General features: G+C 68.5%; 16 protein-coding genes. 7 read left to right on the top strand and 9 right to left on the bottom strand.

What is annotated here, in order from left to right:
* Positions 1–167 precede the first annotated feature (167 nt).
* The 3 genes from ACTOWK_RS04650 to ACTOWK_RS04640 all read right to left on the bottom strand — a co-directional run bounded on the left by ACTOWK_RS04650 (position 168) and on the right by ACTOWK_RS04640 (position 4,532).
* A complete protein-coding gene (locus tag ACTOWK_RS04650; protein ID WP_441329023.1) occupies positions 168–2,405 on the bottom strand; it encodes a TonB-dependent receptor plug domain-containing protein in 2,238 nt (745 codons plus the stop codon).
* Between the two features lie 202 nt (positions 2,406–2,607).
* Positions 2,608–4,158, bottom strand: a complete 1,551-nt coding sequence (locus ACTOWK_RS04645; protein ID WP_441329022.1) for a M23/M56 family metallopeptidase — start codon at positions 4,156–4,158, stop codon at positions 2,608–2,610.
* Positions 4,155–4,532, bottom strand: coding sequence for a BlaI/MecI/CopY family transcriptional regulator (locus tag ACTOWK_RS04640; protein ID WP_441329021.1), 378 nt, complete (start codon positions 4,530–4,532; stop codon positions 4,155–4,157). The genes ACTOWK_RS04645 and ACTOWK_RS04640 overlap by 4 nt, the downstream gene beginning before the upstream one ends.
* 475 nt (positions 4,533–5,007) lie before the next feature.
* Between ACTOWK_RS04640 and ACTOWK_RS04635 the strand changes: the two genes are divergently transcribed.
* The 6 genes from ACTOWK_RS04635 to ACTOWK_RS04610 all read left to right on the top strand — a co-directional run bounded on the left by ACTOWK_RS04635 (position 5,008) and on the right by ACTOWK_RS04610 (position 12,648).
* Positions 5,008–5,349 carry a glycine zipper 2TM domain-containing protein gene (locus ACTOWK_RS04635; protein ID WP_441329020.1) on the top strand — a complete coding sequence of 114 codons (342 nt, stop codon included), beginning with the start codon at positions 5,008–5,010 and terminating at the stop codon, positions 5,347–5,349.
* Between the two features lie 221 nt (positions 5,350–5,570).
* Positions 5,571–6,647, top strand: coding sequence for an alanine racemase (alr, locus tag ACTOWK_RS04630; RefSeq protein WP_441329019.1), 1,077 nt, complete (start codon positions 5,571–5,573; stop codon positions 6,645–6,647).
* Positions 6,648–6,999: 352 nt separating this feature from the next.
* A complete protein-coding gene (locus tag ACTOWK_RS04625; RefSeq protein ID WP_441329018.1) occupies positions 7,000–8,634 on the top strand; it encodes a S8 family serine peptidase in 1,635 nt (544 codons plus the stop codon).
* Between the two features lie 99 nt (positions 8,635–8,733).
* Positions 8,734–10,164 carry a cryptochrome/photolyase family protein gene (locus ACTOWK_RS04620; RefSeq protein ID WP_441329017.1) on the top strand — a complete coding sequence of 477 codons (1,431 nt, stop codon included), beginning with the start codon at positions 8,734–8,736 and terminating at the stop codon, positions 10,162–10,164.
* 127 nt (positions 10,165–10,291) lie between these two features.
* Positions 10,292–11,758 carry a WS/DGAT/MGAT family O-acyltransferase gene (locus ACTOWK_RS04615; protein ID WP_223621052.1) on the top strand — a complete coding sequence of 489 codons (1,467 nt, stop codon included), beginning with the start codon at positions 10,292–10,294 and terminating at the stop codon, positions 11,756–11,758.
* Between the two features lie 170 nt (positions 11,759–11,928).
* Positions 11,929–12,648 (top strand): OmpA family protein, encoded by a 720-nt coding sequence (locus ACTOWK_RS04610; RefSeq protein WP_441329016.1) that lies wholly within the window; start codon positions 11,929–11,931, stop codon positions 12,646–12,648.
* A gap of 126 nt (positions 12,649–12,774) precedes the next feature.
* Here the strand turns inward: ACTOWK_RS04610 and ACTOWK_RS04605 are convergent, their stop codons facing one another.
* From ACTOWK_RS04605 to ACTOWK_RS04580, 6 genes are all read right to left on the bottom strand, one after another.
* Positions 12,775–13,986: an NAD(P)/FAD-dependent oxidoreductase gene (locus ACTOWK_RS04605; protein WP_441329015.1), complete on the bottom strand. Its 1,212-nt coding sequence runs from the start codon at positions 13,984–13,986 to the stop codon at positions 12,775–12,777.
* Positions 13,987–14,137: 151 nt separating this feature from the next.
* Positions 14,138–14,566 (bottom strand): hypothetical protein, encoded by a 429-nt coding sequence (locus tag ACTOWK_RS04600; RefSeq protein WP_441329014.1) that lies wholly within the window; start codon positions 14,564–14,566, stop codon positions 14,138–14,140.
* A gap of 226 nt (positions 14,567–14,792) precedes the next feature.
* Complete coding sequence (locus ACTOWK_RS04595) at positions 14,793–15,884, bottom strand: copper resistance protein B (protein WP_441329013.1); 1,092 nt, start codon at positions 15,882–15,884, stop codon at positions 14,793–14,795.
* Positions 15,881–17,698, bottom strand: coding sequence for a copper resistance system multicopper oxidase (locus tag ACTOWK_RS04590; protein WP_441329012.1), 1,818 nt, complete (start codon positions 17,696–17,698; stop codon positions 15,881–15,883). Before ACTOWK_RS04590 ends, ACTOWK_RS04595 begins: the two co-directional genes overlap by 4 nt.
* Before the next feature lie 156 nt (positions 17,699–17,854).
* The gene (locus ACTOWK_RS04585) at positions 17,855–18,355 is read right to left on the bottom strand and encodes a CopL family metal-binding regulatory protein (RefSeq protein WP_441329011.1); all 501 of its coding nucleotides are present in this window, start codon (positions 18,353–18,355) and stop codon (positions 17,855–17,857) included.
* Between the two features lie 89 nt (positions 18,356–18,444).
* A complete protein-coding gene (locus ACTOWK_RS04580) occupies positions 18,445–19,947 on the bottom strand; it encodes an MBL fold metallo-hydrolase (RefSeq protein WP_441329010.1) in 1,503 nt (500 codons plus the stop codon).
* Between the two features lie 185 nt (positions 19,948–20,132).
* On the opposite strand from ACTOWK_RS04580, the gene ACTOWK_RS04575 reads away from it, so the two are divergent.
* Positions 20,133–20,390 carry a hypothetical protein gene (locus ACTOWK_RS04575; protein ID WP_441329009.1) on the top strand — a complete coding sequence of 86 codons (258 nt, stop codon included), beginning with the start codon at positions 20,133–20,135 and terminating at the stop codon, positions 20,388–20,390.
* The last annotated feature ends 83 nt before the right edge of the window (positions 20,391–20,473 follow it).

Raw genomic sequence — 20,473 nt, 5'->3', positions numbered from 1 at the left:
CGTGCAACGCGTCTGTGGGGCCGAGACTGAATCAGACAGCCCGTTGCAGGCGTCTTCGGCTGTTCAGCGCGAACCGCTCGGTTCCGCTGGACGGCTGGGACGCTGGCCAGGCAGCGCATCTTTCCGTTGCAACGCCATGCGATGCCGTGGGGCGTGTCGAGGGAGGCCTACAACGGAATTTCGAGCTGCGCCCGCAGCAACAGCGAAGTCGGGCGCCGTCGCTGGGTGCCTTGCCAGCCTTGCTCGTTGAAATATTCCGCCGCGCTGACGATGTCGCGTTCGAGCAGATTGCCCAGGCTCAGGCGCAACTTGCTGCGCTGGCCCAACTTGATCAAGGCATAGGCGTCGAGCTCGCGCCGCGGCGATTCGCTTTCGGTTTCGTGCAGGCTGGTGCGCACCGGGCCACCGCTGCGGTAACTGTAACTCGCGCCGACCGTCCAGGCCGGGCCGAGGGCATAGTCGGCGGCCAGGGTCGAGGTCAGGCGCGGTTGGCTGTCGATGCGGTTGTCGGGGCCGGGCAGAGCGTCGACCCGCGACCAGTTGCGGGTGAGGTTGAAACGCACATCGACCGGCAGCGCGGCGAACCAGCGCGACAGCGAGAACTGGCTGTCCACTTCCAGGCCCCAACTGCGGGCGCGCCCGCCGTTGTCCGGCAACGCGACCCAGCGTCCGTCGATCAGCCGGGTCTCGGTACGGATCAGATCGTCGATCTCGCGCAGGTAGGCGCCGAGGCTGAGCATCGCGCCGCGGTCCCAATACTTCTCGTAGGCCAGGTCGAGGCCGGTCGCGAGTTCCGGCCGCAGCGCCGGGTTGCCTTGCTGGTCGGGATTGAGCGCGCGGTTATTGGTCGAGGTGTAGGGGCGCGGGATCAGCGAGCGCAGTTCCGGCGCACGGTAGCTGCGGCTCAGGCCCAGGCGCATCTGGTCGTTGCCGGTCTGCGAGAGTTTCCACAAGGACTGCAGCACCGGCGACAGCACGCTGGCGCCGTTGCGCACGGTGGCGAAGCGGTTGCCTTCGCTGCGGGTGTCGATGCGCTCCCAGCGTGCGCCGAGATACAGCGACCACGCGGGGCTCAGCTTCCATTCGTCCTGCGCGTACACGGCCAGCCGGCGGACGGTGGCGTCGAAGGCGAGGTCGCTGATGATTTCCGGCTGGCCGGCGATGGCGCGCAGATGCTGGAGGCGCGATTCGCGGCGGCGTTCCAGGCCGGTCTCCCAGCCGAGTTCGAGCGCGTGCCGGCCGCGGTCCTCCGCATCGGACTGCGACCATGGCAGAGCGTACTTGCCGCTGGTGGTCAGCCCGTGCGCGCGCAACTTGCCGTCGGTAACGTCATCGAGGTTCTGGCTCGTATCGATGGCATAGCCCTGTTCGCGGAAACGCGAGCGTTCGCGATTGCCGCTGAGGCCGAGCTTGCTGCTGAGCTTGCCGGCTTGCTCGAATTCGCGGCTCCAGTGCAGGTCGCTGCGCAGTTGCACGACGTCGGTGCCGGTGAATTGGCGGTAGCGGACGTGGTCGAGCTCCGGCCCGAGCGAGGTCGCCCAGCCGATATCGGCGTACTTGCCGGCATGGCCGGCGTCGAGCCAGGACTGCAGGGCCAGGGTGTCGCCGTTTTCCAGACTCAGTTCGAAGCGCGGTGCGATCGAAAGCGCGTCGCGATAGCCGTCGACGCGCAAGCGGGTGCTGCGTTGCGAGCGCAGCGCTCCATCGCGGTCGCGCGCGATTTCGCCGCCGGTTTCCTCGACCAAGTACTCGCGCCGTGTCAGCGAGGTCTCAAGCGAATGGCTGCGATAGCCGCCGCGGCGCGAATGGCTCCAGTGCAGGCTCGGCAACTGGCGGCCATTCGACCATCCCAGCGCCAGCTTGAGTTCGTCGCTGTCGCGACGCGCCTGCCGGGCCAGCACGATGTTGATGGTGCCGGCGATGGCGGCGCTGCGCAGGTCGGCGGTGGTCGTGCGCAGGATCTCGATCCGTTCGATCATGTCCGGCGACAAGGCGCCGAGGTCGAAACCGGGCGGCGCGGCTTGCCCGTCGATCAGCAACTGGGTGTAGCCGCTGCCCATGCCGCGCAGGGACATGGCGCCCGAGCTGCCCGGCGCGCCGTTGCCGACGCTGACGCCCGGCAAGCGCTTCAAAGCATCGGCGAGACTGCCGTCGCCGTATGCGAGCAGTTCGGCGCGGCTCACCACCGTGCGCGAGGCGGTGTCCTCGCGGCGCGCGTCGTAGCGCCGGCCTTCGACGACCACGGTGTCGAGTTCGGCGACGGATGCCGTCGCCGCGGAGGGCGACGGCGAGGCCTGGGCCGGCTGAGCGCCGGCCGCGGCGCAGGCCAGCAACGCCTGGGCGAGCAGGGCCAGGCGGCATGCCTGGCGCAGCGAAGTCGAGGGTCGAGACGATGTCGATTGCATAGTGACCGGGAGTGAGGGCGCACTCGCGCAGCCCGTCGCGCCTGGCGGCGACGGAGCGGGAGATCGCGGGCAAAGGCCGGCCCTGCCCGCAAGCGGGGCATCGGTGTGAACAGGCCGGGTGTGGGCGGCGACGCGGCTCGCGCGTCGCCGGGGACGATTACGGAGTCATCCAGCTCGTCACTTGGGGCTCATCGCATCGGGCTCATCGCAGCAGCGGCTCCGGGTCGACGCGTTGGCCGTTGCGCAGCATCTCGACATGCACGTGCGGGCCGGTGACCTTGCCGGTGCTGCCGACGCGGCCGATGCGTTCGCCGCTCGCGACCTGTTGGCCGAGCTGGACCTCGTAAGCGTCGAGATGGGCGTACAGCGATTGCCAGCCGCCGCCGTGATCGAGCACGACCACGGTGCCGTAGTTCGGCGCGTCGTCGTAGCGTTCGGTCGCTGCGACCACGACGCCGGCTGCGGGCGCATGCACCGGCGTGCCGCGCGCGGCGGCGAAGTCGAGGCCGCGATGCGGGTTGGTGCGCGGCGGGCCGACTTCGCCGAAGTGGCCGCTGATCCTGGGTTTGCGCATCGGCGAGGAGAACTCGATCTCGGCGTTGGCTGCGGCTGCGGCTGCGGCTGTGGCGACGGCCGGGCGAGGTGCGGCCTTCGCCGCTGTGTTGCTGACTGCGCTCGGCAAACTGCGCATGAGTGCCGGCCTGCTCGTCGCTGCTGTGTTCGTCGTCGGCGTCGCGCCGATCTGCACCGAGGCGATCGCCGCGCCGGCGATCAACGCCGTCGCCGCCAGCACCCAGCGCAACGCCGAAGGCACGCGGCGTCGCCGGTCGCCTTCGATCATATGGGCGATGCGCAGGCGATGATGACCGGGGTCTTTGCGCGAGAACGCCGCCGCCGAAGCGGGCAGGGGCAGGCCGGCGGACAGGCGCAAGGTCTGCAGATAGGCCTGGGCGTAGCTGCGGCGCTGCTCGGTGCGGTCGGCGATGGCGTCGGCATCGCAGCGCAGTTCGGCGGCGATCTGCACGCGTTGGGCGATCAGGCGCAGGAAAGGATCGAACCACAGCACCACCTGGACCAGGCGCATCGCGGCAGCGCGTTGCGGGTCGCGCCGGGCGAGGTGGACGGCTTCGTGGCGCAACACCATGCGCAATTGTTCGTCGCTCATCTGTGCGCTCAATGCGGCCGGGACCAGGATGGTCGGGCGCGGCAGGCAAACCGCGAACGGGCTGGTCGCGTGGTCGATCGTGCGCAGCTCGATGCCCGACTCGCACAGGCGCCTGCATTCGGCGGCGACCGACGTGTCGTTGACCGCGCCGTCGAAGGGACGCGAGGCCGCGACGATGCGGCGCACCGCACGCAGGCCCGACCACCAGCGCAGCGCAGCGACGATCGCACCGCTGAAATACAAGGCGGCGAGCAAGGGTTCGAGCCAATCGCGCAGCGTGCTTGCTGCGGCCGACGTCGCCGGCGATGCGGCGGCCAGGCCCGACCAGGCGCCGCCGTCGCTCAGCACCGGCAGCGGCAGCGAGGGGGTTATCGGCCAGGACGAGGTCTCCGGCCCGAGCCCGCGCAAGGCGAGTGCGGCCGCGGTCGGCAAGGCCGCCAGCGTCCACACCGCGAGCCAGTAACCGCGTGAGGCATGCGACAGATGCAGGGTGCGATGCAGTCCGAGCCCCAGGGCCCAGGCCAGCAAGCCGGTCGCCAGACAGGCGCCCAGGTGCAGCGACCAGAATTCGAGGCTGGGCAAGGTCATGCCTGCGACTCCGGCTCGCCGTCGCGCAGCATCGCTTCGAGTTGCTCGATCTCGTCTTCGTTGAGCAGCCGGCTGTCAGCGAAGGCCTGGGTCGGCAGCGGCCCGTCGATTTCGAGCACGCGCCTGGCGAAGTCGCTGCTCAGCGCGGCGAGCACGGCGACCTTGCCGACCGCGGCGCGGTAGACGTTGAGCCCGTGTTCGCCGATTTCCTCGACCAGGCCCTTGTCGACCATGCGTTCGAGGGTCTTGCGCGTCGACGAGTACGACCAGTCCAGCAGCGGCGCGACGCGCTCGTGCAACTCGCGTGCGCTGCAGGCGTTCTCGCGCCACAGGCACTTCAGCAATTCCAGTTCGGCATTCGACGGGCGGATCATCGCAGGGGCTCCAGCGTCAGATGTCACAAACATGCGACAAATGTCGCATGACGTCAAGTCGAGTCGCTCGAAGGGCAGGGCGGCGAAGTTCCGGCGCTTGGCGTTGGCGGGACAAATCGGTCGTGGCCGCGACGATCGGTCTCCGACAGCGCACGATCCATCGCAGGTGCCGACGGCGAATCGGCGACCGCATCGGCGCGGGCGAATCCATTGACGGCCGACTTGGTTGCGCGCCTCGAATCGACGCCACCGCCGCATCGCGAATCGACGCGGCAGTAGCGACGCACGGCATACGCGCAACGCGTCGCAGATTCGTCGGGCGACCGTGTCGAGTCGGATACATGCTTGCGCGCGTTCAGCATCGCATCGTTAGCCTTGCGAACATGCGCGGCACCGAGCTTGCGACTGGGTTGACGCAGTCGTGACGGATGCCGGCGCATCGTGCATCCCGTCCATACCTCTTATCGGTGAGTCCATGAACTCCAAGCTCAAATCCACGATCGCCGTCGCCCTGATGTCCTGCGTCATGGTGACCGGCGCGGCGACCGCGCAGACCAAGTCCAAGTCCAAGGCGCACCAGCCGCGTTGCTACGACGTCGAAGTGCAGCGTCCGAAGCAGATCAAGGATCAGCACAAGATCGCCGGCACCGCCATCGGTGCGGTCGCGGGCGGTCTGCTGGGCAACCAGGTGGGCGGCGGCAGCGGCAAGAAGCTCGCGACCGCGGCCGGTGCGGTCGGCGGCGCTTTCGCCGGTCGCAAGATCCAGGAAAACCAGCAGAACAAGACCGAGACCGTGATCGAGCGCCGCTGCGACTGAGCCGCGCCGGCTTCGATCGAACTGGCCCGATCCGACTGGTCCGATCCGACCGGTCGACCCGATCGGTCCTCCGATCGGATTCGACCCGAAACCGCGCAGGGTTCGCCCCGCGCGGTTTTTTATGGACGAGGTGTTTGCCGCTCGCGTCGTTTGCGCGGCGTCCCCGTGGCGGCTCGCCGTCGAGCGCGCTGGCGCGCACCGGCGCCCGCTAGAATGCGCGCATGGCACGACCGACTTCCGCAAGCATCCACACCGACGCGCTGCGTCATAACCTCGCCCAGGCGCGCAGCATGGCGCCGCACAGCCGCGTCATGGCGGTGGTCAAGGCCGACGGCTACGGCCACGGTCTGGAACGCGTGGCGCGGGCGCTCGAAGGCGCCGATGCGTTCGGCGTGGCCGCCCTGTCCGACGCCGACCGCCTGCGCGCAGCCGGGCTGTCGCAGCCGATCGTGTTGCTGTCCGGCTTCGACGAAGCCGACGACCTGCCGCAGTTGCGCCGGCTCGGCGTCGAGACGGTGGTCCACCACATCAGCCAGGTCGAGATGCTCGAACAGGCCGGCGCCGGTGAGCCGATCCGCTGCTGGCTCAAGGTCGACAGCGGCATGCACCGGCTCGGCTTCGCTCCGCAGGACGTGCACCAGGCGCATGCGCGCCTGAGCGCGGCACCGAGCGTGGTCGATGGCATCGTGCTGATGAACCACTTCGCCAGCTCGGACGAATTCGACAAACCGCAGACGCGCCAGCAACTGCAGGCCTTCGCCGCGGCCACCGCGGATCTGCCGGGCTCGCGTTCGCTGGCCAATTCCGCGGCCGTGCTCGGCTGGCCCGACGCCCATGCCGACTGGATCCGGCCGGGCGGTCTGCTATACGGCATCAGCGCGGTCGAAGGGCGCACCGGCGCCGATTTCGGCCTGCGTCCGGCGATGACCCTGTCGACCCGCCTGATCGCGGTCAACCGGGTCGGCAAGGGCGAACGCATCGGTTACGCGGCGACTTGGGAATGCCCCGAGGACATGCTGGTCGGGGTGGCCGCGATCGGCTACGGCGACGGCTACCCGCGCGCGGCGCCCTCGGGCACGCCGGTGCGTGTCGCCGGCCACGACACCCAGGTCATCGGCCGGGTCTCGATGGACCTGATGACGATCGACCTGCGCGGCATCCCCGAGGCCCAGGTCGGCGATCCGGTGGTGCTGTGGGGGCCGGAACTGCCGGTCGAGCGCATCGCCGAGGTCAGCGGCACCATCGGTTACGAACTCACCTGTTCGATCACCCGCCGGGTGCGCTTCGTCGAAGCCTGAGCGCTTCGGCGCCGGTCACGCTCCGCCGAGGGGCAGGGCAGGGGTGCGGTCGCGATGCTTGCTTGCCGCGGGGGGGCGGTCGGCGTCCTGAGGGCCGCTTGACCTCGTCTCGTTGGGGTTTGCGAAAGCCGCAACGCCTAAACGTGGTTACCTCCCTACAGGCGGCCAAAACCGTCGTTCATCAGTATAAATTTGTTATGAATATCACAAATTAATAGTTCGTCTGGGCGATTCCTCCCATTCCCAGCCGATCCCCGAGAGCGCTAGCGTCGTTGGAGCGTCGCGGCCAAGACCGCACGCGGCAACCGGCCCGGACCACGTCCGGGCCGCACTCTATCTCGGGGAGTCACGAATGAAGCAACGCAATTTGGTGAGCGCACTGGGTCTGGGCCTGGCGATGATGGTCGCTTCGAGCATGGCCAACGCCGAAGGCCCGAACCCGAACCGGGTCTGGGTCAAGTTCAAGTCCGGTGCCGGCGCGGGCGCCGCCAACCGCGGTCTGGTCCAGGCCAACGTGCAGCAGAAGGTGCAGGCGTTGCGTACCCGACTTGCCGCCGCCCACGGCGGCGACGCCACGGTCAATTTCCAGTTCGACAAGCTCAATGCCGCCGTGCTGACCCTGCCGTCGGCCGAGGCGGTCAAGGCGCTGCGCGACAACCCCGACGTCGAGTCTGTGGAGATCGACCAGCCGCGTTATCCGATGGCGCAGAGCGTTCCCTACGGCATCGATCAGGTCCAGGCCCGCGACGTGTGGGACGCCAATCGCGACGGCGTCATCGACACCGGCGCGGCCACCGGCGCCGGCATCAAGGTCTGCGTGATCGACTCGGGCATGAACTCGGGCCATGAAGATTTCGCCGGCATCGCCATCACCGGTTATCCGACCGGCTGGAACACCGACACCTGCGGTCACGGTACCCATGTCGCCGGCACCATCGCTGCGGCCAACAACAGCACCGGCGTGGTCGGCGTCAGCCCGGGCAAGGTCTCGCTGCACATCGTCAAGATCTTCGGCAGCAACGGCTACAACGGCAGCAGCCACGGCCAGTGCTCGTGGACCTACAGCTCGACCCTGGTCGACGCGGCCAACCGCTGCGCCGCGGCCGGCGCCAAGATCATCAACATGAGCCTGGGCGGCGGCGGCAGCTCGACCACCGAGAGCAACGCCTTCCAGACCCTGGCCAACAACGGCGTGCTGAGCATCGCCGCGGCCGGCAACGACGGCAACGCCACCCTGAGCTACCCGGCCTCGTACCCGAGTGTGGTGTCGGTGGCGGCGGTCGACCAGAACAACGCCAAGGCCGATTTCTCCCAGTTCAACAGCGAAGTCGAACTCGCCGCGCCGGGCGTGGACACCTACAGCACCACGCCGCTCGCCAACGATCCGCTGGTGGTCGGCAACAGCCAGTTCGCCGCCAACCCGATCAGCGGCTCCAAGCAGACCACCGCCAGCGCCGGCTGGGTCAACGGCGGCCAGTGCACGGCGTCCTCGAACACCTGGCGCAACAAGGTCGTGCTGTGCCAGCGCGGCACCAACACCTTCACCGACAAGGCGACCAAGGTGAAGACCGGTCGCGGCCTGGCCATGGTGGTCTACAACAACGTCGACGGCCCGCTGTTGGCCGGTCTGTACAGCTCGGCGACCCCGCCGCAGCCGGTGACCAGCACGTTGCCGGCGGTGGGCATCAGCAAGGCCGACGGCGAAACCATCATCGCCACCCTGGCCGGGCAGAGCGCCACGGTCGATGCGACCCCGTCGGTCAGCAACATCGCCTACGAAAACAAGAGCGGTACCTCGATGGCGACGCCGCACGTCTCCGGCGTGGCCGCAGTGGTGTGGAGCGCCAAGCCGACCGCGACCGCGCAGCAGGTCCGCGATGCCCTGGCGACCACGGCGGTGGACCTGGACGCCGCCGGCCGCGACAACAACACCGGCTGGGGCCTGGTCCAGACCCAGGCCGCGATCACGGAACTGCAGTCCCAGTAAGCAGCCACCGCACGGACGGGGTTCGAGCATGAACCCCGTCCGTTCTGGACGGCGGAGGACGCGGCATACTGCCGCCTCCTCGACCTTGCGGCTGCCGCAATGCCCGAAGCCAACGCGACCGCGCTGATCTGGTTCCGCAACGATTTGCGTCTGGCCGATCATCCCGCGTTGCGTGCCGCGCTGGATGCCGGCTACACCCCGATCCCGATCTACATCCACGCCCCCGACGAGCACGCCGCCTGGCGTCCCGGGGCGGCTTCGGATGCCTGGCGCCAGCGTTCGCTCGCCGCGCTCGACCGCGACCTGCGTAAGCGCGGTTCGCATCTGCGCCATTTCTTCGGCCCCAGCCTGGCCACGCTGCAATCGCTGATCCTCGCCACCGACGCCCAGGCGGTGTTCTGGAACCGTCGCTACGAGCCGCACATCGAACGCCGCGACACCAAGATCAAGCAGACCCTGCGCGGCATGGGCCTGGAGGTCGAAAGCTTCAACAGCGCGCTGATGTTCGAGCCGTGGACCTTGCGGACCAAGCAAGGCGGGCCGTTCAAGGTGTTCACGCCGTACTGGCGTTCGGCCTTGGCGAACTGGAAGGACGAGCCGCTGTGGCAGCCGCCGGCCTCGTTGCCGAGCACTCGCGAAGGGCCGGACGGCGTGCCGCTGGCCGCGTTCAAGCTAGCGCCGGAGCGCGACTGGGCCGAACCGTTCTGGAGCCAGTGGACGCCGGGCGAGGCCGGCGCCGAGGCGGCGCTGGAGACCTTCGTCGACGGTGCCTTGCGCGGCTACAACGAGCAACGCGACCGCCCCGACCGGGTCGGCACCTCGCGCTTGTCGCCGCATCTGCATTTCGGCGAGATCGCGCCGTGGCGGGTGGCGAGCGTGCTGCGCGGGCATCGCAACGCCGGCAATGCCCGCGACGTCGACTCGGCGGTGCGCGAGCTGGGGTGGCGCGAGTTCGCTCATCACCTGTTGCATCACTTTCCGGAAACGCCGGAGCACAACTTCAATCCGCGCTTCGCCGATTTCGACTGGGCGCGCCTGTCGCAGCCGCGCCTGGAGGCCTGGCAGCAGGGCCGCACCGGCATCCCGATCGTCGATGCCGGCATGCGCGAGCTGTGGAGCACCGGCTGGATGCACAACCGCGTGCGCATGATCGTGGCGAGCTATCTGACCAAGCACCTGCGTTATCACTGGCGCCACGGCGCGCGCTGGTTCTGGGACACCCTGGTCGATGCCGACCTGGCCAACAACAGCCTGGGCTGGCAATGGGTGGCCGGCACCGGCGCCGATGCCGCGCCGTATTTCCGCGTGTTCAACCCGGTGACCCAGTCGGAGAAGTTCGATCCCGACGGCGACTACATCGCGCGCTGGGTGCCCGAGCTCGCCGGCCTGCCGGTGCCGCTGCGTTTCGCGCCCTGGCGCGATGCGGCGCTGCTGCGCCAACACGCGCCCGACTATCCACCGCATCCGCTGGTCGACCTGGCGGCCGGCCGCGACGATGCGCTCGAGGCCTACCGCAAGTTGCGCGACTAGCACGCAGGGCGTGCGTGGCGTCGCAAGCCGCGTCGATGAGGCGAGCGCAGCGCCCGCTTCGGTGCGGCTCGCGTTGACGCCGCTCGCGGCAGCGTGATTCACTCGACGCTGACGCTTGGGAGGGCGCATGGCCAAAGCAGAAGCGGGGGCAACATCGCGCAAACGCGCGCGTCGCGAGGCGATGTCGCGGGTCGACACGGCCTGGTTGCGAATGGAACGGCCGACCAATCCGATGATGATCACCGGCGTGCTGATGTTCGCCGAGCCGATGTCGCTGGACGCCCTCAAGCGCGTGGTCAAGCAGCGTTTCCTGGCCTATACGCGTTTCAGCCAGAAGGCGGTGGACACCGCCGCGGGCGCCTATTGGCAGACCGACGAGGACTTCGATCTCGACTGGCACGTCCAGCACACGGCCTTGCCGGGGCGCGGCGGCAAGCGCGGGCTGGAACGTTTCGTCAGCCAGTTGGCCTCCAGCCCGCTCGACGGCAGCCGGCCGCTTTGGCAATTCCACCTGGTCGAGCGTTACAACGGCGGCTCGGCGCTGATCGCGCGCATCCACCACAGTTATGCCGACGGCATCGCCCTGGTCCAGGTGCTGCTGTCGCTGACCGACACCACCGCCGAGCCGGCCAAGGGCAGCGACCTCGCCCATGCCTGGCTCAAGCAGGACGGCGTCGAGGTCGCGCGTCGGGTCGGTGCGGTCGACCGCTACATGAAGCTCGGCAGCAAGGTGGTCGAGAAGAGCATGGAGATGTACCGCGACCCGACCCTCGCCGCGATGCTGGCGAAGGAGGGCGGCGAAATCGCCCGCGAATTGCTGCATGCCTTGTCGCTACCGGACGACCCGCCGTCGCTGCTGCGCGGCAAGCTCGGCGTCAGCAAGCGCGTGGCCTGGGCCGAGCCGCTGGACCTGGAAGAGGTCAAGGCGGTCGGCCGCGCCTGCGACTGCACCGTCAACGATGTGCTGATGGCGACCGCGGCCGGCGCGCTGCGCAGCTACATGATCGAGCGCGGCGACAACGTCGACGGCCTGACCCTGCGCGCGACCGTGCCGGTGAACCTGCGCCCGCTCGAACACGCGCGCAAACTCGGCAACCATTTCGGCCTGGTGTTCCTCGACCTGCCGGTCGGCGAAGACAACCCGATCCGGCGGGTGGAACGCGTCGCCGAGTGCATGAATAATCTGAAGAACTCACGCCAAGCCATTGTTGCATTTGGGCTTTTGGCCGCGCTAGGCATGGCCCCGGCACAGGTGCAGGGCTTGGCGCTGGAGCTTTTTAGCCGTAAGGCCACCGCGGTGGCGACCAATGTGCCGGGCCCGCAGCAACCGCTGTACCTGGCCGGCTGCCGGCTCGACGAGATGATGTTCTGGGTGCCGCAGACCGGCTCGATCGGCATCGGCATTTCGATCCTGAGCTACAACGGGCGCGTGCATTTCGGCCTGATCGCCGACGGCAAGCTGATCCCCGATCCGGACGCGGTGATCCAGCGCTTCGGCAGCGAGTTCGACAAGCTGCTGTACCTGTCGTTGATGGGCAATTGGGACGTCACCCTCAATGCCGAGGCCGCGGACGCCTTGATGCCGGCGCTGTGACGGTCGGCTGAGCGACCGCGGTCCGCGGGTGCGGATCGCTATCCGACCGCGGTCCGGGGTGCGCGGACCGCTCTCCGACCGCGACCTGAATGTGGATTTCCCTCGTCACTCGTCCGCGACGGCGGCGTGATTAGCTTGTCTGCGCCCCGCAACACAGACGAGGAATTCCCATGAACACCCAGATCAAGCTCGCCCTGGCCGCTGCCAGCATGACCGTGTTGCTCGCCGGTTGCGCCACCGGCGGTGGCGGCTATTACGGCGGCCAGCAGCAACCGTATCCGGGCCAGAACCCGCCGCCGGAACAGCAGGGCGGGATGAACCGCACCCAGAAGGGCGCCTTGATCGGCGCGCTCGCCGGTGTCGCGGCCGGCCTGCTCAGCGGCGACGACGCCACCGAACGCCGCCAGCGCGCCCTGATCGGCGCCGGTGTCGGCGGCCTCGCCGGCGGCGCCATCGGCAACTACCAGGACCGCCAGGAACGCGCGCTGCGCGACCGCATGGCCGGCACCGGCGTCGACGTGGTCCGCCAGGGCGACAACATCACCCTGAACATGCCGAGCAATATCACCTTCGCCTTCAACAGCGCCAGCCTCGACCCGCAGTTCTATTCGGTGCTCGACAACGTCGCCAGCACCTTGACCGAGTACAACCAGACCATCGTCGAGGTCGCCGGCCACACCGACAGCATCGGCACCGATGCGGTCAACCAGCGCCTGTCCGAGCAGCGTGCCGCCAGCGTCGGCAATTACCTGATGTCGAAGGGCCTGGTGCGCGATCGCTTCATCCTGACCGGCGCCGGCAAGACCCGCCCGATCGCCAGCAACGACACCGACGCCGGCCGCGCCCAGAACCGTCGCGTCGAGATCACCCTGGTGCCGGTGCGTTCCTGATCGTCCAGGCGAGCGGTCGCTGCTGCTGAGGCGGCCGCTGCCTCGCCTCCGCACAATGCGTTGCGAGAACGCGCATTACGAGAGCGGGCCGCATCGCGGCTCGTTTTCGTTTCCGGCGTCGGCGCTTCAGGCCGCCCGCTCGAACGAGAACAGCCGCGCCAGCGGATGCGGCCGGCGCTCGATCGCGGCGCGCAACAACCCGGCACCGATCATGCTGTAGGTGATGCCGTTGCCGCCGTAGGCCATCGCGAACTGCACGCGCTTGCCGTATTGCGGATGTGCGCCGAACCAGGGCAGGCCGTCGGCGGTTTCGGCGAAGGTGCCGGCCCAGGCGAAGGCCGGTTGCAGGCGCAGGCCGGGAAAGCGTCGGCCGACCTTGTCCACCAGTTTGGCTGCGCGCGATTCGACCCGACGATCGCGCCGCGCCGGCACGTCGACCGCATCGTCGCAGCCGCCGACCACCAGACGGCCGTCGCCGGTGCCGCGCAAGTACAAATACGGCCGCGCCGATTCCCAGACCAAGGTCTTGCCGAGTCGTCCCAACTGCTCGGCTTCGAGTGGATCGGTGGCGAAGGCGTAACTGCTGCGATTGCGCGCCAAACGCTGCTTGAGCCAATGCTGGCCCGCATAGCCGGCGGCGATCACCGCATGATCGGCGCGCACGCGCAGGCCTTCGCCGGTGCGCAGTTCGACCGAACGCGAGGTCGCGTGCAGCCGCTCGATGCGGGTGCGATCGAACACGCCGATGCCGCGCCGCTGCAGCCGCGCCAATAAGCGCAGGGTGAATCGATAGGGGTCCACCGCAGCGGCGCAGGCGCTGAGGATCGCGCCGGGCGCTTGCAGTCCGTAGTCGCTGGCGAGTTGTCGCTGGTCGAGCCAGCGCAAGCGCAGGCCATGTTTCCGGCGCAATTCGGCCTCGTTGCGCAACACCGGCACGTGCCCTGGCTTGCTGGCGAAATACAGGCTGGCGCAGCGCTGGAAATCGACGGCGCGCAAGCCGCGTGCGACCGCCTGCAGCGCCGGGATGGCGTCAGCGCATGCGCGGTAAGCGAGGGCGGCCTGGTCTTCGCCGTATTGCCGGCACAGATCGGCCAGGTGGGTGTCGATTTCGTATTGCAGCAAGGCCGTGCTCGCGGCGGTGCTGCCCCAGCCGATATCGCGTTGTTCGATCACCACGACTTCATGGCCGTGCGCGGCGAGTTCGTCGGCGATCAGGGCGCCGCTGATGCCGCCGCCGATCACCGCCACTTCGCAGCGCAGGTCTTCGCCCAGGCGCGGAAACGCGTGCATCAGGCCGTTGCGGATCGCCCAGAACGGGTAGCCGCTTTTCAGGTCCATGCGTCGGTGAGCCGGGACGACATGCGCCCAGCAGAACCGTTGCGGTGTCGTCGCCGGGTGATCGTGTATCGAAGAGCAGGCATCGCAGCGCGGGCTCCGCAGAGCAGGTTCCGCAAAGCGATCGCCGAAGGGCAAGCCCCTACGGGGAGATTCAGTGACGGACTTCGCTGGCCGCGTGCAGGCCGCCGAGGCCGGGCTGCGGTTCGACCGCGAGCTCTTTTTCCAGTTCGACCCGGAACTGCTCGAAGCTCAGGCCGCGTTCGGCGACTTCGGTCTGCGCCGCGGTGCGCAGCGCGGCCGAACAGCCCAGGCTGACTTCGCGGCCTTCGCCGCGGTGCAGCGATGCGGCGCGTTCGAGCAGGGCCAGGACCCGCGCCGCGCTTTCCGAACCGCCGACGATGCGGCCGCCGAGGCCGAGCGTCCATTCGCCTTCGCGGCGCACGATGCCGCCGAGCAAACGGCCCTGGGCGTCGCGCAACTCGGCGTGTGGTTCGATGCTCGGACCGGGCAGAGGCGCGTTGCGGGCCTTGGCGATCTTGCGTTTCTTGGCGTCGCGGCGGGCCTTGGAATTGATCGACATATGTTCCTCGGCTCAGCCGGTTCGTCCTGGAAAGATCATAGCCTGTCGAGGCGATGGGGCCATAGCGCCGGCCCTGGCGGAAGCCCGCCCGGCTTCAGGCCGCAGCCAGATTGCAGCGGCCGCGGACGGCCCTCGGCGAGCGGTCCCGACGAAGCGCCCGGCCGCCGGGGCCGGGCGCGTTCGCGACCTTACAATCGGTCCGCTTTCGGAACCGGGCCGAGCCTCTTCAGAACCACAGCCGCACGCCGGCGACGAGGCGGGTGTCCTCGATGTCTTCACCCGCAGCGCGGCGGTAATCAGCAGTGCCGCCGAACGCGTGTTCCCAACTGAGGCCGACATAGGGCGCGAAGCGGCGGGTGATCTCGTAGCGCAGACGCAGGCCGGCCTCGACCTTGCTGAGGCCGGAACCGATGCCGCGTTGCGGATCGTCGCGGCCCGACAGGTCGACTTCGACCAGCGGTTGCAGGATCAGGCGATTGGTCAGCAATAGCTCGTACTCGGCTTCCAGGTTCAGCGCGGTGCGTCCCGACTCGCCGACGTAGGCGGTCGCGGCAACCTCGAACTTGTACGGCGACAGGCCCTGCACGCCGAGCGCCGCCCAGGTCTGCGAGCCGTCCGGTGCGAAATCGTGCTTGATGCCGGCGACCAGGTCCCACCACGGCGATATCGCGCGGCCGTACAACACTTCCAGGTCGGCCGATTCGGTCCGTCCGTGTTCGCGTTCGCCTTCGCTGCGCAGCCACAGCCGATCGGTATCGGTGCCGATCCAGCCCTGGCCTTCCCAGGCCTGGGCGCTGCCGTGTTCGACTTCGACCGCTTCCAGCCGGTTGAGCACGAGATAGCGGTTGACCGCCGGCGCATGGCGCATGTGATGCGACACCGGCGGGAACGCGGCGATGCGATCGGCCTCGGTCGGCGTCGGGATCGGCTCGCGCGGCTCGCGTGCGGACGGCGTACCGCCTGCATGCTGCATGCCCGAATGATCCATCTTCGAATGATCCATCCGCGAGTGATCCATCTTGGAATGATCCATCTTCGAATGATGCGTGGGCTGCGACGCGGCAGGCGCCTGCGTCCGCGGCGGCTCCTGCATCGTCGAGTGATCCATCTGCGAGTGATCCATCGACGCATGATCGATTGACCCATGCCCCGATGCCTTGGCATCGGTCGCAGACGGCTCGACCGCGGGCTTGTCGCCGGTTTGTTGCGAGGCGTGCGCGCTGTGGTCGGCGTGATCCATCGTCTGCGCGGTGACGCCGCCCGCCCACAGCAGCGCGAGCGTCAACGTGGAAAAACCCAACGTCAGTGAGGTGTTCATTCTTCGACCCTCACTTCGCGCATCATCCCGGCTTCCATGTGGTAGAGCAGATGGCAGTGATAGGCCCAGCGTCCGAGCGCATCGGCGCGCACGCGGTAGCTGCGCCGGGTGCCGGGCGGCATGTCGATGGTGTGTTTGCGTACCTGGAACTCGCCTTGCTCGTTCTCCAGGTCGCTCCACAGTCCGTGCAGGTGGATCGGGTGGGTCATCATGGTGTCGTTGACCAGGACGATGCGCAGGCGTTCGCCGTAAGTCATGCGGATCGGTTCGGCGCCCTCGAATTTCTGGCCGTCGAAGGACCAGGCGAATTTCTCCATGTGGCCGGTGAGGTGCAGCTCGATTTCGCGGCTCGGTTCGCGTCCGTCGGGATCCTCGAACAAGCTGCGCAGGTCGGCGTAGGTCAGCACCTTGCGGCCGTTGTCGCGCAGGCCGATGCCGGGGTCGTCGAGCTTGGCCGAGGTCGACATCGAGCGCATGTCGATAAGGCGCTGGTCGCCTGCCGTCGACTTGCCCGCTGAGCTGCCGCCCTTCATCGCCGAATGATCCATGCCGGCCATGCTCGCGCTGTCCATTCCCATGTTCGCGCCGCAGCCGCCCTCCATGCCCTTCATCTGCGACATGTCGTGGCCGCCGCCATGCTGCATGCCGCCATGCGACATGCCGGCGTGGCCCATGTCGTCCATGCTCAGCAGCGGGCGCGGGTCGTTGCGCGGCACCTCGGCCTGCAAACCTTCGCGCACGGCCAGGGTGCCGCGCGCATGGCCGGTGCGGGCGTTGTCCTGGGCGAAGATGGTGTAGGCGTCCTGGCCCGAGGGTTCGACCAGCACGTCGAAGGTCTCGGCGACGGCGATGCGGAACTCGTCGACCGTGACCGGGTGGATGTACTGGCCGTCGGCGGCGACCACGGTCATCTTCAAGCCGGGGATGCGCACGTCGAAGTAGCTCATCGCCGAACCGTTGACGAAGCGCAACAGCACTTTCTCGCCGGGACGGAACAGGCCGGTCCAGTTGCCCGCGGGCGCGACGCCGTTGAGCAGATAGGTATAGGTATGGCCGTTGACGTCGGACAGGTCGGTCGGGGTCATGCGCATGCGGCCCCAGTCGCCGCGGTCGCGCAGGGTCGCGGCGAGGCCGCGCTCGCGCGCATCGCGCATGAAATCGCCGACCGTGCGCTTGTAGTAGTTGTCGTAGCTCGACATCTTCTTCAAACGCCGGAACAGCGCGCCCGGGTCGAGGTCGGTCCAGTCCGACAGCAGCAGCACGTGCTCGCGGTCGAAATGGTACGGCGCGGCCTCGCGCGGATCGATCACGATCGCGCCGTACAGGCCGGCCTGTTCCTGGAACAGCGAGTGGCTGTGATACCAGTAGGTGCCCGACTGGCCGACGCGGAAGCGATAGGTATAGGCCTCGCCGGGATGGATGCCGTCGAAGCTGAAACCCGGCACGCCGTCCATGTTGGCCGGCAGGATCAGGCCGTGCCAATGGATCGAGGACATGCCTTCGGCGAGGCGATTGGCCACCCGCAAGGTGACGGTGTCGCCTTCGCGCCAGCGCAGGATCGGTGCCGGCAAGGTGCCGTTGACGGTGATCGCCGGGCGCGTGCGGCCGGTGAAGTTGACCTGCGCGGCGCCGATCGAGAGGTCGAACTCGGTGCCGCGCAAGGTCTGCGCCGTGCCGGCCAGGCCGGTCGAGGCGAATGCGGAATGCCACAGGCCGCTGCCTGCGGCGAGGCCGCCCACGGCCAGGCCGGTGACGAAGCGGCGGCGGCCGGCATCGATCGGCGCGGCGCCGTCGAAGCGGTTGAATCGGTTCATGGTGTTCTTCCTGTTGGCGGAAGAGTCGCAACGGTGTTGCGAAGCGCGCAACTCATAGCGGCCGTTCGGGCCGGTTCTTGAGGCTTGCGCGGGCGGGTGGCGAGCGCTCTCGGCGAGCGTCGGGCCACGGGCCGGGCATAGCCCCGGCCGAGCGATTCAGGCGATCGGAGGTCGGATCGGCAGGCTCGACACGCCCTTGGGCGCGGCGGCTCCGACCGGCAGGGCCAGCAAACTGTCGGACAGCTGCGGCGCTATCGGCAAGGCGATGCGGACGATGGCGACCGCCTGCAGGCAGTCGCACTGGCAGCGGAACTTGCCGCAGCAATCGTCGGGTGTCTGGTCCGGCTCGGCGGGCGATTGCGGCTGCGCGGCGAGGGCAGGGGCCTCGTCTGCTTCATGGCAGTCCGCGCTCATCGCCATGTCCGGCCGGCCGCTCATGGCCGCGCCCGGCTCTGCGGCCATCGCCATCGTCGGCTCGGCCGGCGGCGTCATGGCGGCATGCATGGCATGGGCACCGCCCACCGACATCGCGGCCGCGGTATAGCCGTTGAGGCTGATCGCGACGATCAGCAGCAAGCGCAGCAGGAGCGGGAAATAGGCCATGGAGCGTCGGATCGGAGACGGCACAGGATGCGGCAGGAGACGCGACAGTTTCAACGGTTTCCGGATTCGCTGCGTTAACCGTTCGTGAGAGGCGCCGCGGAAACGGTGGGAAGGTTGCTTCGCTGCGCAGCGAACTCAGGAGCTCAGCGGGCGAGGTCGCCGTACTCGGTGTAGAGCGCTCGCTCGACCAGGGCTCCACCGATACGGTCGCCGGCCTTGAGTTCGCCGCTGCCGGCCGTCGCACCCGCTTCGACGAAGACACGCTCGCCTTCGCCATGCGCCGCTGTTACCTGCACGACCTGATCCCTGTCGGGCGCGCCTTCGAGGCGGTGGGCGAGGAAGTGCTCGCGGCCGCGGCCGAAGGCGATCCACTGCCGCGGATCGGGCGTGCGTCCGGCCTCGAAGCGGCGGAAGTGCACGATCCGGTCGACCTTCACCTCGACGCCGGTGAGGATGGGCGTGCCGCCGCGTTCGAAGTGGCCGCGGTACAGGTCGGCCTTGAAGTGGCCGTCGGGGCGGATCGTATCCGGCAATACCCACTGCTCGCTCGGCGCCAGTGTGTAGTACTCGCCCGGATGCGACTTCGCGTCGGCGCGGTATCGCTGCAACGCTTGGTCGGGCAGGCCGGCCTCGAAGATCAGTTGGTAATCGTGCGGGCGATGGAACATCGGCAGATGCGAGAGGTAGACCACGTCGGTGCCGGCCACCAACATCCCGTGCGTGTTCGGTTGGTCGGCGAACTCGCCCGGCTGCGGAATGCGCGCCAGTACGAACTCGTCGCGCACTTCCTCGTGGAGGAAATCGCCGAGCTCGGCGCAGGTCTGCTGCCACAGCGCCAGACTCGATGCGTCGAGGGCGAGGGCATGCTCATCGGGTTGATAAGCGCTGCCGAGCGGATACAGCTGCCCGGGCCGCGCGCTCATCTCGATGTGCGCGCCGAGCACGCGTTCGACCCGGTGGCGTTGCGCGAACGAGGCCAGGCGCGCCGCGCTGGCGCGATAGGCCGGCCAATCGCGCACGGTCAACAGCCCGGGATACAGGCTGTCGCCGCTGAACAGACTCGCGGTTTGCGCATCGTAGATCGCGATATGCGCGGGCTCGTGCCCTGGCAAGGGCAGCACGGTGAGCGCGCGGCCGCCGAGGTCGAAACGCGCCTCGCCCTCGGGCCAGCGGTCGAGGCCGAAGAACGCGGCGACCTGCTGCGGCTGAGTGCCGACGATCCGGGTGTCGGCACGATCGCGGAACTGGGCATCGCCATGGACGTGGTCGCGATGGCCATGGCTGTGCGCGACCACGAGCGGTAACGCATCCAGCCGATGCTTGCGCTGCCATTCGCCGAGCAGGCGATCGACGGTCGCGCGCAAGGGCAGCTCGCTGCCGGCCGCCTCGCCGTCGCCGGCAGGTTCGGCGCCGGAGTCGAGCAGCAACGCGCGTCGGTCGCCTGCCAACAGGTACAGGAACGGCGCCTCGAAATTGCTGGCCTTGGATTGGCGCAGGATCCACAACCCGGGCGCCGCCTCGTGCACCTGCAGGCTCGCTTCGCCGGGCGCGCCATGGACCCAACGCTCGGGCAGGGCGACCTCGGGTACGGCGGCACCGGCCGGGCTGGCGGTGGCGAGGACGAAGAACAGCAGCAATCGGTGCAAGGCAGGCATTCGCGGGCAGTGGAACGGGAAACGGGCGGGGATTATCCGGTATTGCCGCGCTTCGCGTCGCCGCGCCACCTGCCGTCGTCCCGCGCAGGTGGGAAGCAATGACTTCGGAGCGATGTCGCCTGCCGTCGTGCAGCATGCCGCCATCGCGCATTCGCGCTTGCTACCAATCAGCCCACGTGCGTCGACCTTCAAGATCGGCATCAATTCGTCGTTCGGCGACAGCTGGGTTCGGCGACAGCTGGATCGACTTCGTCGACGGCGGCCAGCAATACGGTCTGGTACGCGACGGCCGCTGGCACGAGGTGAGTATTCCGTTCGGCGCCTTCCACGACCTCGACCTGCATGCGGTGAAACAGAGGTTCATGCTGGTGTCGGACCCACCGGTAGAGAACGTCGATGTGCTGATCGATGACGTCTATTACCAGGATCGCTGACGCGGATTACCGACGCGCACCGGATGTGATGCGCGTCGCAGGGCGGCGATTGCGTGCTGCGATGCGCAGACGCGCCGGTTTGT

It is taken from the genome of Lysobacter sp. CA196 (assembly GCF_052078695.1).
Lineage (GTDB): Bacteria > Pseudomonadota > Gammaproteobacteria > Xanthomonadales > Xanthomonadaceae > Lysobacter.
Note: the sequence above shows the minus strand (reverse complement) of the source record. Positions and strands in the feature narration are given on the sequence as shown.

Coding starts and splice junctions, on each gene's coding strand:
- ACTOWK_RS04625 (WP_441329018.1), top strand. CDS start 7,000: ATGAAGCAACGCAATTTGGTGAGCGCACTGGGTCTGGGCCTGGCGATG.
- ACTOWK_RS04645 (WP_441329022.1), bottom strand. CDS start 4,158: ATGACCTTGCCCAGCCTCGAATTCTGGTCGCTGCACCTGGGCGCCTGT.
- ACTOWK_RS04650 (WP_441329023.1), bottom strand. CDS start 2,405: ATGCAATCGACATCGTCTCGACCCTCGACTTCGCTGCGCCAGGCATGC.
- ACTOWK_RS04620 (WP_441329017.1), top strand. CDS start 8,734: ATGCCCGAAGCCAACGCGACCGCGCTGATCTGGTTCCGCAACGATTTG.
- alr (WP_441329019.1), top strand. CDS start 5,571: ATGGCACGACCGACTTCCGCAAGCATCCACACCGACGCGCTGCGTCAT.
- ACTOWK_RS04595 (WP_441329013.1), bottom strand. CDS start 15,884: ATGAACACCTCACTGACGTTGGGTTTTTCCACGTTGACGCTCGCGCTG.
- ACTOWK_RS04600 (WP_441329014.1), bottom strand. CDS start 14,566: ATGTCGATCAATTCCAAGGCCCGCCGCGACGCCAAGAAACGCAAGATC.
- ACTOWK_RS04635 (WP_441329020.1), top strand. CDS start 5,008: ATGAACTCCAAGCTCAAATCCACGATCGCCGTCGCCCTGATGTCCTGC.
- ACTOWK_RS04610 (WP_441329016.1), top strand. CDS start 11,929: ATGAACACCCAGATCAAGCTCGCCCTGGCCGCTGCCAGCATGACCGTG.
- ACTOWK_RS04640 (WP_441329021.1), bottom strand. CDS start 4,532: ATGATCCGCCCGTCGAATGCCGAACTGGAATTGCTGAAGTGCCTGTGG.
- ACTOWK_RS04605 (WP_441329015.1), bottom strand. CDS start 13,986: ATGGACCTGAAAAGCGGCTACCCGTTCTGGGCGATCCGCAACGGCCTG.
- ACTOWK_RS04590 (WP_441329012.1), bottom strand. CDS start 17,698: ATGAACCGATTCAACCGCTTCGACGGCGCCGCGCCGATCGATGCCGGC.
- ACTOWK_RS04615 (WP_223621052.1), top strand. CDS start 10,292: ATGGCCAAAGCAGAAGCGGGGGCAACATCGCGCAAACGCGCGCGTCGC.